The sequence below is a fragment of the Ralstonia sp. 25C genome (assembly GCF_051904805.1).
Taxonomy (GTDB): Bacteria; Pseudomonadota; Gammaproteobacteria; order Burkholderiales; family Burkholderiaceae; genus Ralstonia.
Genome location: NZ_CP196737.1, coordinates 3,714,637 through 3,729,521 on the forward strand (window position 1 = coordinate 3,714,637; position 14,885 = coordinate 3,729,521).

Consider the following 14,885-nt stretch of genomic DNA (forward strand, 5'->3'; position numbering starts at 1 on the left):
GCTGGCTGAAATCCTGCCGACTTCCAAAAAGCTGCCTTCTTCGAGCGTATCAAAACAGTGTGCGAGTTCGCCCGTGCGCACGAAATCGATGCATCCCAGATATTGTTGCCTCTGGAACCAAATGCATGCGAACTCCTTGAGGCAAGTGCATGAAGCCCCGGCGATAGGTGAGGCTGATAGTCAAAGAAACAGAGAAGGAAAGACGCGGATTGGGTCAGCCCGGCTGAACGCTGAACGTTCGGCCGAAGTCGAAGGACCGCCAGTTCTAGAGCACCGCATGGTCGAGGCCTGTGCTACCAGCGGCCCCATGGCACTGCCGGCAGCAAATCCGGCGAGAATGGCGCCAGCAATACTGCCGCATGCCGAGCCGATGGGCCACCCATCAAGCCGACTGCCGCACCAACCTCAGCGCCAGACAACGCGCGTGCGGTCACGACGTGCCATCCGCCTGCTCCCATTCAGCCAGCAACTCTGCGGGAACGGCACGCACGATCTCGGCATAGCGTTTACCGACGAACTGTTCGGCGCGTCTAAGCAACACCGGAATCGGGCTACTTGGTTCATGGGCCTCGAACCACGTGCGGGCCGTGCGGATCAATGCAAGGGCTGCTTGACGATCAGCCGGAGCGGAGCCGGATTGCACCGTCGCGCTTTCGGGAACAGCAACTGCTGCGGCATTCACCGGTTCGGGCATGGTTGCCGCATCGTTTTCCAGTAGTTCGTCCGTTTCAGGACCGGGTTCGGTGGATGCGTCGACCGGTTCGGACACCGTCACTTGCGCGGGCGCGCCTAACCTGCCGAGCAGCCGCGTCAGCGGCGACAGGTCTGGCTGGTACGCTCCGAGATGTCGGGGGCACCATTCACCAATCGCGGCAAGATTCGCGACCGCCTCGTCGAAGCCCGCCATCACTGTAGGTTGGTGCGTGCGCAGGTCGTGAAGCTGCTGCGCGACCGAATCGGGCGCGAGTGCATCGGCTGGTCTCGGATGCGCAAACGCGCGCTCGACGTCGCGGACCTGCAGGCGCGTCGCGGTCGATTTCGTGAGCACGATTTCGCGCACGTCGGCGAGCAACCCTTCGGGATCGGCGAGCGCCTGCAGCGCATTCATCCGCATTTCGAGTGCAGCGCTGCGTTCTCCGTCGATGTCCGGCTGCGGATGAACGTTGTCCGCAAACGTCTCAAGCCAGGCGGCGAGGATCCCCGTGCCTTCCGCGAGACCCGCCGCGCCAGCCAGTCGCGTGCGGCAACGGGTGTAAAGCACGGCGACGCGGACGTCCTTGGTGCGCATCATGAGCCGCCGGCAATCGCGCTCGACTTCACCCCAGCTGACGGGATCGGGTGCGCCAACGAACGCGCCATACTGCACGTCCTGCCTGGGCGCTGCGTTCGCGAAGAGCACGACGAAATCGTGGTCGTATTCAAGGTCCGGGCCGCATGGCGCGGCGTCGCTCACGGGTGTCAGCCAGTCATGATGCGGCGCGCGCCCGGCAGGGGCAATCCCGGAGTCTGTCCGCTGGACGGAGGGTTTCTTGCTCATGGTCGATCTTCAGATTCAGTGGCGCGGCGATTGAAGTGCCGAACGTAGCGCTCAGGCTCGAAACGCATGCCGGTAATCGGTTTGTGGGGACTCGGGCGGCCCAGCCACCCCGACCAGCCCATGCGCTGCCGGCCGCCCATTACTGCCGGCGGCGCACTCTCGGGTTTGATGCGTAGCTCGAGTTCCCATTCCAGTTCATGGCCGACGAACGCGCGTACCCATTCGACGAGCCGCGGGAGATCTTCGCCTTGCGGTGTGAAGCGCAGATAGGCGTCGAGATCGACCGGCCCGATGACGATACGGAACCGGTGCTGGCGATCCGGCGCGACGCGGCCGAGCATGGCGCCGTGTCCCATCGTCGCGGCTGGCCCCGGTCGGCCCATGCGTCCCTGATCGGCTGGATTGATCTCGATCCAGTGAAACACGTTCTCCTCGATGGCCACGGGCACGCCGAAGTACTGCGCGAGCGTCGCGCGCAGCCCGTCCGGATTGCGCGACTCGCGCACGAGGTGTGCCGAGGCGGCGAGGCGCGCATGCGAGGGCAGGGGGCGTTGCTGGATTTCGTTGACGTCCTGACCAGCCAGGCTCGCGATGTAGAACGAAAAACGCTCGTCGTGCTTGCGGTCGAGTCCCGCCGCGGCTTGCCCGGACGCCCAGGCCCGATAGAACAGCGTGAAGAAGCGGTGATGGAAGATGTCGAAGAAGTTGACGGTCGTCGTATCGCGCCGGCTGTCCTCGCGATCCTTCGCGATCTCGGTGACATGGATCGGCAGCGGTCCGTTGGGCCCGAGCATGCCGAGACCGAAGAGCCGCACCTTGAGCCGCCCCGCTGCTTCCTGAACGCTTGCCACTTCACGCGGCGCGAAGGCGAGACTCGGCTGCTGTCCGAGACGAAACGGTTCCGCCTGAGGCCGGCGCGCCGTGCCGACGGGATCGATCGAGGCGTTTGCACCGATGCGCCGCAACAGCGACAGGAACCCGAATCGCCACGGCTCGGCCTGCAGGCGTTCGAGCAATTCCGGCGAGAGCGTGCTGTCGCGCATCAGCGCGGGCAGGGTGGCACGCTTCATCAAAGGACTCCGCGCGTACCGGTGCGCACGGGCCACCGCGCGATCCGGCCACGCTGCATCGAGTGCAGCTCGGTTTGCGTAAAACTGTTGATCGACACATGGCGCGCGAGCCAGTGTTCGAGAATGACGCCAAAGAGATACGGACTCACGCCGGAGAAGCCCGCTTCATCGACCGTCAACGCGCATTCGATGCCGCGGCCGAACGTCATCGGGCCGGTACCTAGGAGTTTGCGCGTGACGGGGCGCGTTTGCACGCCGACGAGGCTTTCGACCTGCCGCAGGTGTCCGGTGTCCTCGTCCGGAAGGTACAGGCGCAACAGATCGCGCAAGCCCTGTCCCCCTTCACGGTGATCGAGATCCTCGAACGGCAGGTAGTTGAAGTTGAGCTGGCGGATCAGACGCCAAGCCATCTCGCGTTCGGCAAACGGCGCTTTCGGTGAGCTCGGCGCGCGAATGAGCCCGATGCTTTCGACCGGCGCGGATTGCGCGGTCTCGAGGTCGCGCACGCCATCGCGCGGCACGAGCGTAGCGAGATCCCGGTTCGTGAGCTGCGCATCGACCGACAGGAAGCGGATAGCCTCGCCATATGGCGCCTCGTTCTGGTCAACGAGGGAGAGGAACACTTCGCTTCCGACATAGGGCGTGCGCGTACCGTAACGGCGCGCCGAGTTGGACACGAGTCGCTGTTCGCGCCGCGTCGAGAAGTAGCGTCCGTGATTGCCTTCGTCGTTGTTCAGCGTCTGGTAGAGCGGGCGGAATTCCAGTTCGGTGGATGTGATCGCCACCTGTCCGTACACCTTGTCGATGGAGAACACCTCATAGTCGAGCGGTGCAAGCCTCGCCGGAACCAGGTGGAATTCAGTCTCGCGCGGCGAGATTTCGATCTTGTCGGTGTGCCGCTTGAATAGATTGATGACGGGTGTGCAGAAGAGCGCGAAGCGCGACGCATCGACGAGGTTCGCGAGCTGGCCCGGCGCGCGATCGAGCAGCACGACGATTTCGACCTCGCGTCCATCCACGCGGGACAGACCTTCCGCAAGGCCGTTGAGCGCGAAGAACCAGAACCGCTCGGGACACGCAAAATATTCGTGCAGTAGGTTGTGCCCGTGGAATTTCGTCCATGCGAGCGGCAGCAGGTTCTGATCTGTACGCAAGCCTTCGTGTTCCACCGCGTTGCGGGTGACGGCTGCCGGTGGCCGGCCCGATGCGCCGAATTCGCCAGGGGCGGCGATTACGGATGCGACGCCCGCGACATGCAGCAGTTCGAAGAGGTGTGAGGCAACCTGTTCGTCGCTAGCGAGATAGACGGGCAGCCGGTCCAGGCCCTTCAGGTCGGACACACGCACGTCACCCGTGGTGGCAAGCCTGAGCCGCAGTGCGCCGCGCACCTGTGTGCCCGCCGATACATACCGGTCCAGCGCCGGAATGTCGGGCGGTATGCCCGTCAGACGCGCCTCGGTGATCGTGAGCGGCCAGAGTGTGACGTCCTGGCCGCTGGTGAACTGGCATGCGGTTTTTTCCCCATCGGGCACCCGTGCGGTGAACGACGTGCCGCGTGCGACGCGATAGCCTTCGACGAGATTGCCTTCGGCCCGGCCCGGATAGAGGCGCGCGACCGCGATCGACGGCGTGGGCGCGACGTAGTTCGGGTAGATCACTTCCAGCAGCCGGCCCGTGAACCGCGGGAATTCCGCGTCGAGCTTGATCTGCATGCGCGCGGCCATGAAGCAGAACGACTCGATCAGGCGTTCGACGTAGGGATCAGCCACTTCGCCCGCCTGCATGCCCAGGCGCCGCGCGATCTTCGGGTGCGCCTGTCCGAACTCGGCAGCGAGCTCGCGCATGTAGAGCAGTTCCTGGTTGTAGTAGTCGAGCAGTCGCGGGTCCATCGGATCGGTCTCGTTGTTGTTGTGCAGGGCAGCGCTCAGCCGGTGCGCACGCCGGTGATCTGGATCTCGCTGGTTTCGAGATCGAGCGAACTCTGCACCATGAATTCGAGCGGATACGGGTCCATGTGCAGGAGGCCGCGCACCTCGAATGCGAGGACGTTGTGATGTTCGCCGGCATCGGCCTTCTGGCGCGGCGACACCACCAGCGAATCGGGGATCAGCCGTGGCTCGAAATCGGTAATGGCCTGGCGGATCATGCGTTCGATGTCGTTCCACTGGCGCGAGGCGATAAAGGTGCCTGCGAGCGGCGGCACGCCAAAGTTGACCGTCGAAGCGGCTGCATGCGGATAGCGCGCGCGATCGATCTGGTCTTCGATGCTGGTCGTGTTGAGCAGGTACGCCAGGTCGCGTTGCACGATGTCGCGCATCTGCCGGCGCGTGACGGTGTATTCCTCGGGGGCCTCCACCTGACGTTGCGGCGCGTCGTTGCGCAGCCGGTCGAGCAGCGTTGGCATCAGGTGCGCGCTGGCCTGTCGTGGCGTCCGTGCGGCCAGCGCGTCTGCGGGAGACGAAGGCTTCCTGCGCTCAGTCATTGACCGGTTCCCCGGCGGCGACGCCGTCCGCCGTCATCGACCCATCCGGTGCGCTGAACGCCGTGTCGGCCACCTCGAAGAGGCCGAAGTCACCGTGTTCGCTCGTCCAGGTTTTCTGTCCGAGTGCGATGACGGCGGTACGCCCCGACTCGTGCCAGACCGTTTCATGGCCGAGACGCAGCGCATCGCTGGCCGCGTCCGAACCGGGGTAACGCGCGGGCATGAAGCCCCGCACGACGCTGCCGTCAGTGAGCGTGAGCACACAGGGTGCCCAGACAAGATCGACCAGATTCGTGGGCGGCGACACACGCCACGCTGCCAGATCGGCGAACGGCACCCAGCGATAGTGCCCCGCCGTGATGAACTCGCATATGGGACCAAAACGCGAATCGCTGTCCGCAATCCAACCTGCCACACCTTGCGGCGTGCGGGCGGCAACGAGCGGCGCCCCGTCCAGCGCGCTTTCACGCGCCTCGTCGGAGGCCTCACGTTGTCCATCCGCCGCGAGCCGCAACGCACCTACCAGCTCCCTCACCCATGAATCGGGCTCGTGGATGAAGCCCGGGCGCTCCTGTCCGTCGACCACCTTCGCCCGCCAGCGTTCAGCGCGGATCAGATCGCGGAAAACCTGCGCGGTCTGCAACTGGCCGGCATCGAGCTTCGCCCACGTCTGCAACTGCTGCACGGCGCGCGCCCAGTCACCCGTGACGCACATCAACTGGAACAGCGCCCAGCGGTGCGTGGCGGTGGTCGGTTGCGCACGGATGCGCGACTCGATTCCCTCGATCTGTTCGACCAGCGGCGTGTCTTGCAGACGATGGGTGCGCGGTTCGCCCGCAGCGGTTTGGGTATTCATGCGTCGTTCTCGCGTGATGGGGCGGCAAGCGGACTGTCGACCGACAGCGCGTGGTGTTCGCGCCGGGTAAGCGCGGGGGGCAGGGCAGGCACCCAGCGCGTGTCGGCCGCGTGAAATTCCGGTGGGGCGAAGAGCCGCAGCACTTCTGGAACGGACGTTTCTTCGAGCACGGGGTCGCCTTCCAGCCGGCCGAACACGTCGTCGAGCGTGCGTTCGCCTGAAAGCAGGGCTTCGATTGACGCGGATTCGCGATGAGCGTCCTGAGCATGCCATTCGTCTGGCGCGTCGTGTGTTGCTGCGTGTGTTGATGGCTCGTCCACTTGCGGTGCCCACGAACCGGTGAGGGACGCGTGGGGATCGGCGAGGGCGCGCCAGTACTGTGCGTGCAGCGCATCGACAAGCCCGTCGGCGCTGTCGGCGTCACCGGTTGGAGCAGGGGCCGGGGTGCGTGCGTTTGACGCAGCGCTGTCTATGCTGCCGACGCCGATCAGGCTGAGCACGGCGCCATCGCCAGACGCTTCGCGTGCTCGAAGGCTGGATTCGGGGATGTTGACTGTGCTCCGTCCAGGCCCGTCGCGCAGCACGGGTTCGATGTGCGCGGCTTCCGGTTGGCGGCGCCAGGGCAAACGGAAGGAGCGCATCGACGATGTCCGGTGACAAGAAAAGCGCGCATTTTAAACACGAGTCGTGGGGACCAGTCTATCCCCAATTGGGTCATCCGGATTTGATAGGTTGTTGAAACGTTGGGATAAGAGGGTTTTTAGCTGTCAACGAATGTACGAGAACGTCAGATGCAAAAGTCAGAAAAGACCAGATCCCTTGATAACCAGTGTCTTGCGAGTGAATTTTCAGAGTTTTCAAAATTTAAATTGGAATTTATTAAATTTAACAAGGGTGTTAGTGTTTTCAAGGCTTTTGGATGGTGTGGTGGGCGGTGAATCCGATTGTTATGCTCGGGTATTGATTTGGACGTGATGACGTGAGCTACGATCCGGCTTTGATTTTCTGCGCCGCGTAAGTTGGCGGCGATTCGCATTCATGATGGTAATGCGCGAATCGGGATGGTTTTATTGCCTCCAAATTTAAATAGAGGTAGTGGGCCAGTGCCTCGTTGCATGCCAATAGATCTATGCATCTGTGGCCTGAATAGGACTCCTCATCGCTATGGTGGGAGCGAGGATCACGCCGAACGGAACAACAGAAGGTACGCATGACGATTTCACGCCAGACGCTGTTCGGCAAGCTCGGGGGTCAGCTTTACGGCGGTATCGAATCGGCAACCAGTTTCTGCAAGCTGCGGGGTAATCCGTACGTCGAGCTTATCCACTGGCTGCATCAGTTACTTCAGCAACCGGATGGCGATCTGCATCGGATCGTGCGGCACGCTGGCATTGACCGCGACTCACTTGAGCGAGACTTCGCCCGCGCGCTGGCTGCGTTGCCGGCTGGCGCGAGTTCGATCAGCGATTTCTCCTGGCACATCGAATCGGCCATCGAACGCGCGTGGGTGCTCGCGACACTCGGCTACGGCGACCGGCAGGTACGCGGCGCATGGCTCGTCGCGGCGCTCGTCACCAACGCCGAGTTGCGGCGCGTACTGCTCTCGATTTCTCCGGCATTTGGCAAGATTCCCGTCGACGGCCTCGATGACGTGCTGCCCGCCTGGATCGACGGGTCGCCCGAGGCGGCCGATGGCCCGTACGATCGCAGCGAACTGGCTCGGGCCACGCCGGGCGAAGCGTCCGGGGCGATGTCAGCCACGCCGAAGGGCGGTTCGCTCGAACAGTACTGTACGGATCTGACCGCCCGCGCTCGCGCTGGCGAGATCGACCCCGTGATCGGCCGCGAACTTGAAATCCGCACGATGATCGACGTGCTGCTGCGCCGCCGGCAGAACAACCCGTTGCTGACGGGGGAGGCCGGTGTCGGCAAGACGGCAGTTGTCGAAGGGCTGGCGCGCGCGATCGCATCCGGCAACGTGCCGCCGAAGCTCGCCGACGTGCGCCTGCTTTCCCTCGACGTGGGCGCGCTGCTTGCGGGCGCGAGTATGAAGGGCGAATTTGAGGCGCGCCTGAAAGGGCTGTTGGAAGCGGCCGCGAAGTCGCCGGTGCCAGTCATTCTCTTCATCGATGAAATCCACACGTTGATCGGTGCGGGCGGTCAGGTGGGCACGGGCGATGCCGCGAACCTGCTGAAGCCGGCGCTTGCGCGCGGCACGATCCGCACGATCGGCGCGACGACCTGGGCCGAGTACAAGCGGCACATCGAGAAAGATCCGGCGCTGAGCCGGCGCTTTCAGGTTCTGCAGGTCGCGGAGCCGTCCGAGGCCGCTGCGATCGACATGGTGCGCGGTCTCGTGCAAACGTTCTCGTCGCATCACGGCGTCGTGGTACGTGACGAAGCAATCCGCGCGGCCGTCGCGCTCTCGCATCGCTATATTCCCTCGCGTCAGTTGCCGGACAAGGCCATCAGCCTGCTCGACACCGCTTGCGCTCGCGTCGCGCTGTCGCAGCATGCCGCGCCGCGCGAGCTGGACGACGTGCGTCAGCGTCTTGCCGCTGCGCGTGCGGAGGAAGCGCTGCTCTTGCAGGAAGCCCGCGTCGGGCTGGATGCAGACAAGGCACTGGCGAGCGTGCGCGAACGTATCGACATACTCGCTACGGAAGAGCTGGCAATCGAGACCCGCTGGCGCGAACAGGCGACCGCCGCGCAGGCGCTGCTCACTGCGCGCGAAACCGTGACCACGGATGTCGACGGCACGCCGGACGATCCGTCAGCGTCAGTCGTGAAGCTGCGCGAACTCGAGCGCGTGCTGACCGATCTGCAAGGCGATGCACCGCTGGTCTTTCCGGAAGTCGACGAAGCGATCGTGGCAGAGATCGTGTCGGATTGGACCGGCATTCCCGTGGGCCGCATGGTCACCGATGAGGTCGCGGCCGTGCGCACGTTGCCGGCGACGCTGGAAGCCCGTGTGATCGGCCAGACCGACGCGCTGCGCCAGATTGGCGAGCGCGTGCAGACCGCCCGCGCGGGTCTGACGGATCCGAAGAAGCCGCTGGGCGTATTTCTGCTCGCCGGCCCCTCCGGTGTCGGCAAGACCGAAACGGCGTTGGCGCTTGCCGAGGCGCTGTACGGTGGCGAACAGAACCTGATCACGATCAACATGAGCGAGTATCAGGAGTCGCACACCGTGTCAGGCCTGAAGGGGGCGCCCCCCGGCTACGTCGGTTACGGAGAAGGGGGTGTGCTGACCGAAGCGGTGCGCCGCCGTCCGTACTCGGTCGTACTGCTAGACGAGGTCGAGAAAGCCCATCGCGACGTGCACGAGATGTTCTTCCAGGTGTTCGACAAGGGCTACATGGAAGACGGCGATGGCCGTTACATCGATTTCCGCAATACCACCATTCTGCTCACGAGCAATGTCGGCTCGGACCTGACCGCGAGCCTGTGCGCCGATCCGTCTCTCGCACCGGACGCGGCAGGCCTGCGCGAAGCGCTGACGCCCGAACTGCTGAAGGCCTTCCCTGCGGCGTTCCTGGGGCGCGTGACCGTGGTGCCGTACCGGCCGCTCGCCGACAGCGCGCTCGCGAGCATCGTACGCCTGCATCTCGGTCGCGTCGTGAAGCGCATGGCCGACAGCCACGACATCGCGCTCGCGTATGACGATGCGGTGATCGACTACATCGTCGGACGCTGCCTCGTTCAGGAGACCGGCGCGCGCGTGCTCATCGGCTTCATCGAGCAGCACATCCTGCCACGGCTTTCCGCGCTCTGGCTCGACGCATTCACGTCAAGGCAGTTGCTCTCGCGCATCGCCATCGCTGTTGCCGATCTTTCCGCCGCGCCCGCTCAGGCGCTGATGTTTGAGGCGATTCCCCTCCATTCCGACGAGCCGGTTTGCTGAGCTCGCAACCCATCAACCAGTCAGGAGCCTGTTCATGTCCGCCAGCAGTTCGCAGAAATTCATCGCGCGCAATCGTGCGCCGCGCGTGCAGATCGAGTACGACGTCGAAGTCTACGGTTCGGAGAAGAAGGTCGAGCTGCCATTCGTGATGGGCGTGCTGGCCGACCTGTCTGGCAAGCATCCCGTCGAGCCGCTGCCGGCCGTGTCGGACCGGCGCTTTCTCGACATCGATGTCGACAACATGGATGAGCGCATGAAAGCGATCCGGCCGCGCGTTGCGTTCGCCGTGCCGAACACGCTCACGGGTGAAGGCCAACTGATGGTCGACATGACCTTCGAAAGCATGGAGGACTTCTCGCCGGCCGCGATCGCGCGCAAGGTCGAGCCGCTGCGCCAACTGCTCGAGGCCCGCACGCAGCTCGCAAACCTGCAGACCTACATGGATGGCAAGTCGGGCGCGGAGGCGCTTGTCACGCAGCTGCTGCAGGACCCCGCGCTGCTCAAGTCGCTCGCGGCCGCACCGAAGCCGCAGCGCCATGAGGTTGACGAGGGCGGCGCTGTCGATGCGGAAGGCGCGAACTGACCGACGAACCGATCGAGGATGACCACCATGGCGAAACAGCAAGCACGGGCCGCGCAGGCCCAGACGACCACCCAGTCCGATTTCACGAACCTGCTCGAAAAGGAATTCCGTCCGAAGACCGAGCAGGCCCGCGAAGCCGTCGAATTTGCAGTCCAGACGCTCGCCGAGCAGGCACTGGCGCAGACCGCCACGATCAGCGACGACGCCTACAAGAGCATTGCCGCGATCATCGCGCAGATCGACCACAAGCTCTCCGAGCAGATCAACCTGATCCTCCATCACCAGGACTATCAGGAACTGGAATCGGCCTGGCGCGGCCTGCATCACCTCGTGTCGAACACCGAGACCGACGAGCATCTGAAGATCCGTGTCATGGACGTCTCGAAGACCGAGCTGCATCGCACGATGCGCCGCTACAAGGGGCTCGCATGGGACCAGAGCCCGCTGTTCAAGCAGATCTACGAGGAAGAGTACGGCCAGCTCGGCGGCGAGCCGTACGGGTGTCTCGTGGCCGACTACTACTTCGACCATACGCCGCCGGACGTCGACCTGCTCGGCTCGATCGCGAAGGTCGCGGCGGCAGCGCATACGCCGTTCATTACTGGCGCCGCGCCTTCGGTGCTGCAGATGGAATCGTGGCAGGAACTCGCGAATCCGCGTGACCTGACGAAGATCTTCACGCAGAACCTCGAATACACCGCGTGGAACTCGATGCGCAATACCGAGGACGCGCGCTATGTGGGCCTTGCGATGCCGCGTTTCCTCGCGCGTCTGCCGTATGGGGCAAAGACCAATCCGGTCGACGAATTCGACTTCGAGGAAGACACGAACGGTTCGGATCACAGCCGCTACGGCTGGGCGAATGCCGCGTACGCGATGGGTGTCAACATCAACCGCTCGTTCAAGCTGTATGGCTGGTGCTCACTGATCCGCGGCGTCGAGTCGGGCGGCACGGTCGAAAACCTGCCGTGCCACACGTTCCCGACCGACGACGGTGGCGTTGACATGAAGTGCCCGACCGAGATCGCCATCTCGGACCGGCGCGAGGCGGAACTGTCGAAGAACGGCTTCATTCCGCTCGTGCACCGCAAGAACACCGACCACGCGACTTTCATTGGCGCGCAGTCGCTGCAGAAGCCGGCCGAGTATCACGACGCAGACGCGACCGCCAACGCGAACCTGTCGTCGCGCCTGCCGTACCTCTTTGCATGCTCGCGCTTTGCGCACTACCTGAAGTGCATCGTGCGCGACAAGATCGGCGCGTTCAAGGAGCGCGAGGACATGCAGCGCTGGCTGAACGAATGGGTCATGCATTACGTCGATGCCGATCCCGCCAACTCGTCGCAGGACACCAAGGCGCGCCGGCCGCTCGCTGCCGCCGAAGTGGTTGTGGAGGAGGTCGAGGGCAACCCCGGCTACTACAACTCGAAGTTCTTCCTGCGTCCGCACTTCCAGCTCGAAGGTCTGACTGTATCGCTGCGGCTTGTCACGAAACTGCCGTCGATCAAGGAAGCCGCCTGACATGTCGGTCGGAGTCCTCATGTGGCCGGGCACGATGCACCTTGAACCCGGTCGCTTTCATTATCAGCAACAACATGGAGTGAAGAAATGGCTCAGGATATTTTTCTGAAAATCGCTGGCATCAATGGCGAGTCGCTCGACGACAAGCACAAGGACGAAATTGAGGTCCTGAATTGGGATTGGGAGATCCAGCAGGAATCCTCGATGCACGCGGGCAGCGGCGGTGGTGCTGGCAAAGCCACGGTCAAGGATCTGACGTTCGAGCACAACATCGATCGCGCGAGCCCGAACCTGATGAAGTACGCGCTCACGGGCAAGCACATCGATCAGGCAACGCTTGTCATGCGCAAGGCTGGCGGTAATCCGCTTGAGTACCTGAAGCTCACGATGAGCGACGTGATTGTCACGCGTGTGAAGCCGTCGGGCAGCAAGACCGACGCCGAGAAGAGCCGTGAGGCGGTATCGCTGTCGTTCGCAAAGGTGAAGCAGGAGTACGTCGTGCAGAACGCGCAAGGCGGCAGCGGCGGAGCGGTGACGGCCAGCTTCGACATCAAGGGCAACAAGGAGGCGTAAGCCCATGGAATGCCGCGCGCCGGACAAGAGTCCTGCCCCGCCGGTCGCGCGGCGTCTCCCGCCTTCTATCAAGACCAATCCTGCATGCGTTCGATTCTGACTGTCGCCGCGCTCGCCTGCGTCTTTGCGCTTTCCGCTTGCGCAAGCGGCGAACCAAAGCCGAAAGAGCCGATCCGGCTCGAAATGAGCGTGAACGCGTTGTCCGGCGTCAATCCGGATGACCGTGGTCGGCCGGCGCCGATTGTCGTGCGTATCTACGAACTGAAGAACGATGGCGCCTTCAAGGCGGCTGACTTCTTCACGTTGCAGACCCAGGACAAGACGGTGCTGGCTGACGACGTCGTGAAGCGCGATGAGCTGCAGCTGCGCCCGGGCGAGCAGCAGGTGGTCGTCCGCCGGCCCGATGCGGCGACGACAGCCATTGGCGTGATCGCGGCCTACCGCGACTTGCCGAACTCGGTGTGGCGCACGGTGTACACGATGCCGGCCGCACTGGACAAGGCGTGGTACAGCTTTTCCGCGCCGAAACTGACACTGAACATCGATTTGGATGCGAACGCGACTCGGATCGCAGAACCTCCGAAATAAGAGCCAATATGAACAATCTCACGCTGAAATCTCGTTTGACCACCGCCGATATCATTGGTCACGCCGTAATCTGGATTCTGCTGACCATCGTGACGGTCGGTCTGGGTCTTTTTGTTTACCCCTACTACCTCTATCGGTTCGTCATTAGCAAAACAATTGCTGTCGATCGCGACGGCAAGGAAGTGGGCAAGTTGGAGTGCACCATCGATCTGGCGACCATCATTGGCAAGATCGTGATCTGGACGTTCATCTCGATCGTTACGTTCGGTATTGGCTATTTCTTCTTCATGTACAAGATCGTCGCTCACTGCATGGACCACACGCGACTCGCGAGCAATTGATCGGCGTGTCGCTTGGTAGACGAAACACTTCATGCAGCGAAACGGAAGATACACATGAGCTGGTACGCCAAGGTCGCCTGGCAGGAGGGGCTGTTTTTCCGTCCGCAACTGTTCCAGCAGCAGGACCGATATTTCGAGAAGTACGCGCACATGCGCGCGGCGCCGCTTTCGCCATTCTTCTTCGGCTTCGCGCACTTTGCGCTCGATCTCGAATCGCTTGCGCTCGGCAAGGTGATCGTCAAGTCGGCCGCGGGCGTGTTCGCCGACGGCACGCCATTTGACGCGCCGGGCAATACGCCGCTGCCGCCGCCGCTGACGATCCGGCCGGAACACCTCGACCAGGTGATTTATCTGGCCGTGCCGGTGCGTCTGCCGAACTGCGAAGAAACGACCTTCGAGAACACCGCGGATTCGCTTGCACGCTATCTGGTGTTCGATACCGAGCTGCGCGACACGAATTCGATCGGGCTCGCACCGGAGCCGGTGCAGCTCTCAAATCTGCGCTTGCGCCTGCTGCCAGAAAAGGAACTCGGTGACGCGTGGATCGGCCTTGCCCTCACGCGAGTGAAGACTATCCGCGCGGACGGCGGTATCGAGCTCGACGACACGCTTGTGCCGCCCGTGTCCGGCTACGGTGCGAGCGATGTGCTGACGGGCTGGGTCACGAAGATCCACGACCTCGCCCGCTTGCGCGCCAACGCGCTCGCGCAGCGGCTTGCGGGCACGGACGACACCACGGCGAGCGCGGCGACGGTGGCCGACTACCTGCTGCTGCAGATCCTCAACCGCTACGAGCCGCTGCTGCAGCATCTGCTGCGCGTGCCGGCGACGTCGCCCGCCGACGTCTATGCGCTGCTGCTCGGCATGGCGGGCGAGCTGTCGACGCACCTGCGCACCGACACGCGCCGGCCGCTTGAAACGCATCCGCCGTATCAGCATACGACGCCGCATCTGTGTGTCAAGCCCGTTGTCGACGACACCCACCGGCTGCTGAACGCGGTGCTGGTCCGTAGTGCGCAGAGCATCGCGCTGGAGGACCGGGGCCACGGCATGCGCAATGCGGTGGTCGATCCCGTCGACATGCAGGGCTTTACCGCCGTCGTGCTGGCGGTCCATGCGGCGATGCCGCCGGACGTGCTGCAGCAGCAGTTCCTCGCGCAGGCGAAGGCCGGCCCGTCGGACAAACTGCCGAGCCTCGTGCGCAGCCACCTGCCTGGCATTGGCCTGCAGGCGTTGCCGGTGCCGCCGCGGCAGATCCCGTTCAACGCGGGCTACATCTATTACGAACTCACGCAGGGTGGACCGCTTTGGGAAGAGGTCGTGCGTCACGGCGGCGTCGCGCTGCACGTGGCGGGCGAGTTCCCGTCGCTCAAGCTCGAGCTGTGGGGCGTGCGCGCCTAGGCAACGGACTGTGCCAATCATGATGGGAG

Annotated in this window: 13 protein-coding genes; 7 read left to right on the forward strand and 6 right to left on the reverse strand. The window is 63.7% G+C overall.

From position 1 onward, the window contains the following. Window positions 1–430: 430 nt before the first annotated feature. Genes ACS7SF_RS17320 through ACS7SF_RS17345 form a run of 6 tightly spaced genes read right to left on the reverse strand, consistent with a single transcriptional unit; the run spans window position 431 to window position 6,586 of the window. Window positions 431–1,537, reverse strand: coding sequence for an ImpA family type VI secretion system protein (locus tag ACS7SF_RS17320; RefSeq protein WP_439890894.1), 1,107 nt, complete (start codon window positions 1,535–1,537; stop codon window positions 431–433). After that, a complete protein-coding gene (tssG, locus tag ACS7SF_RS17325) occupies window positions 1,534–2,607 on the reverse strand; it encodes a type VI secretion system baseplate subunit TssG (protein ID WP_439890895.1) in 1,074 nt (357 codons plus the stop codon). Before tssG ends, ACS7SF_RS17320 begins: the two co-directional genes overlap by 4 nt. Next, window positions 2,607–4,496, reverse strand: a complete 1,890-nt coding sequence (tssF, locus tag ACS7SF_RS17330; protein ID WP_439890896.1) for a type VI secretion system baseplate subunit TssF — start codon at window positions 4,494–4,496, stop codon at window positions 2,607–2,609. The genes tssG and tssF overlap by 1 nt, the downstream gene beginning before the upstream one ends. 35 nt (window positions 4,497–4,531) lie before the next feature. Then, window positions 4,532–5,089 (reverse strand): type VI secretion system baseplate subunit TssE, encoded by a 558-nt coding sequence (tssE, locus tag ACS7SF_RS17335; RefSeq protein WP_439890897.1) that lies wholly within the window; start codon window positions 5,087–5,089, stop codon window positions 4,532–4,534. Next, the gene (locus tag ACS7SF_RS17340) at window positions 5,082–5,945 is read right to left on the reverse strand and encodes a type VI secretion system accessory protein TagJ (protein WP_439890898.1); all 864 of its coding nucleotides are present in this window, start codon (window positions 5,943–5,945) and stop codon (window positions 5,082–5,084) included. Before ACS7SF_RS17340 ends, tssE begins: the two co-directional genes overlap by 8 nt. Continuing rightward, entirely contained in the window at window positions 5,942–6,586 is a 645-nt protein-coding gene (locus ACS7SF_RS17345; RefSeq protein WP_439890899.1) for a TagK domain-containing protein, read from the reverse strand. The genes ACS7SF_RS17340 and ACS7SF_RS17345 overlap by 4 nt, the downstream gene beginning before the upstream one ends. 569 nt (window positions 6,587–7,155) lie before the next feature. On the opposite strand from ACS7SF_RS17345, the gene tssH reads away from it, so the two are divergent. From tssH to tssK, 7 genes are all read left to right on the forward strand, one after another. Beyond that, complete coding sequence (gene tssH / locus ACS7SF_RS17350) at window positions 7,156–9,849, forward strand: type VI secretion system ATPase TssH (RefSeq protein ID WP_439890900.1); 2,694 nt, start codon at window positions 7,156–7,158, stop codon at window positions 9,847–9,849. Between the two features lie 34 nt (window positions 9,850–9,883). Then, window positions 9,884–10,432: a type VI secretion system contractile sheath small subunit gene (tssB, locus tag ACS7SF_RS17355; protein ID WP_439890901.1), complete on the forward strand. Its 549-nt coding sequence runs from the start codon at window positions 9,884–9,886 to the stop codon at window positions 10,430–10,432. Between the two features lie 27 nt (window positions 10,433–10,459). Beyond that, on the forward strand, window positions 10,460–11,953 hold the full coding sequence (gene tssC / locus ACS7SF_RS17360) for a type VI secretion system contractile sheath large subunit (RefSeq protein ID WP_439890902.1): 1,494 nt from the start codon (window positions 10,460–10,462) through the stop codon (window positions 11,951–11,953). A gap of 87 nt (window positions 11,954–12,040) precedes the next feature. After that, window positions 12,041–12,526: an Hcp family type VI secretion system effector gene (locus ACS7SF_RS17365; protein ID WP_439890903.1), complete on the forward strand. Its 486-nt coding sequence runs from the start codon at window positions 12,041–12,043 to the stop codon at window positions 12,524–12,526. 84 nt (window positions 12,527–12,610) lie between these two features. After that, entirely contained in the window at window positions 12,611–13,114 is a 504-nt protein-coding gene (gene tssJ / locus ACS7SF_RS17370) for a type VI secretion system lipoprotein TssJ (protein ID WP_439890904.1), read from the forward strand. Window positions 13,115–13,122: 8 nt separating this feature from the next. Continuing rightward, window positions 13,123–13,455, forward strand: a complete 333-nt coding sequence (locus ACS7SF_RS17375) for a DUF6693 family protein (RefSeq protein ID WP_439890905.1) — start codon at window positions 13,123–13,125, stop codon at window positions 13,453–13,455. Window positions 13,456–13,509: 54 nt separating this feature from the next. After that, entirely contained in the window at window positions 13,510–14,856 is a 1,347-nt protein-coding gene (tssK, locus tag ACS7SF_RS17380) for a type VI secretion system baseplate subunit TssK (RefSeq protein WP_439890906.1), read from the forward strand. Window positions 14,857–14,885 lie beyond the last annotated feature (29 nt).

What these genes read in the sequence shown, in the direction of transcription:
- tssK (WP_439890906.1), top strand. Translation starts at nt 13,510, where the DNA reads ATGAGCTGGTACGCCAAGGTCGCCTGGCAGGAGGGGCTGTTTTTCCGT.
- ACS7SF_RS17375 (WP_439890905.1), top strand. Translation starts at nt 13,123, where the DNA reads ATGAACAATCTCACGCTGAAATCTCGTTTGACCACCGCCGATATCATT.
- tssC (WP_439890902.1), top strand. Translation starts at nt 10,460, where the DNA reads ATGGCGAAACAGCAAGCACGGGCCGCGCAGGCCCAGACGACCACCCAG.
- tssE (WP_439890897.1), bottom strand. Translation starts at nt 5,089, where the DNA reads ATGACTGAGCGCAGGAAGCCTTCGTCTCCCGCAGACGCGCTGGCCGCA.
- ACS7SF_RS17340 (WP_439890898.1), bottom strand. Translation starts at nt 5,945, where the DNA reads ATGAATACCCAAACCGCTGCGGGCGAACCGCGCACCCATCGTCTGCAA.
- tssB (WP_439890901.1), top strand. Translation starts at nt 9,884, where the DNA reads ATGTCCGCCAGCAGTTCGCAGAAATTCATCGCGCGCAATCGTGCGCCG.
- ACS7SF_RS17320 (WP_439890894.1), bottom strand. Translation starts at nt 1,537, where the DNA reads ATGAGCAAGAAACCCTCCGTCCAGCGGACAGACTCCGGGATTGCCCCT.
- ACS7SF_RS17345 (WP_439890899.1), bottom strand. Translation starts at nt 6,586, where the DNA reads ATGCGCTCCTTCCGTTTGCCCTGGCGCCGCCAACCGGAAGCCGCGCAC.
- tssF (WP_439890896.1), bottom strand. Translation starts at nt 4,496, where the DNA reads ATGGACCCGCGACTGCTCGACTACTACAACCAGGAACTGCTCTACATG.
- tssG (WP_439890895.1), bottom strand. Translation starts at nt 2,607, where the DNA reads ATGAAGCGTGCCACCCTGCCCGCGCTGATGCGCGACAGCACGCTCTCG.
- ACS7SF_RS17365 (WP_439890903.1), top strand. Translation starts at nt 12,041, where the DNA reads ATGGCTCAGGATATTTTTCTGAAAATCGCTGGCATCAATGGCGAGTCG.
- tssH (WP_439890900.1), top strand. Translation starts at nt 7,156, where the DNA reads ATGACGATTTCACGCCAGACGCTGTTCGGCAAGCTCGGGGGTCAGCTT.
- tssJ (WP_439890904.1), top strand. Translation starts at nt 12,611, where the DNA reads ATGCGTTCGATTCTGACTGTCGCCGCGCTCGCCTGCGTCTTTGCGCTT.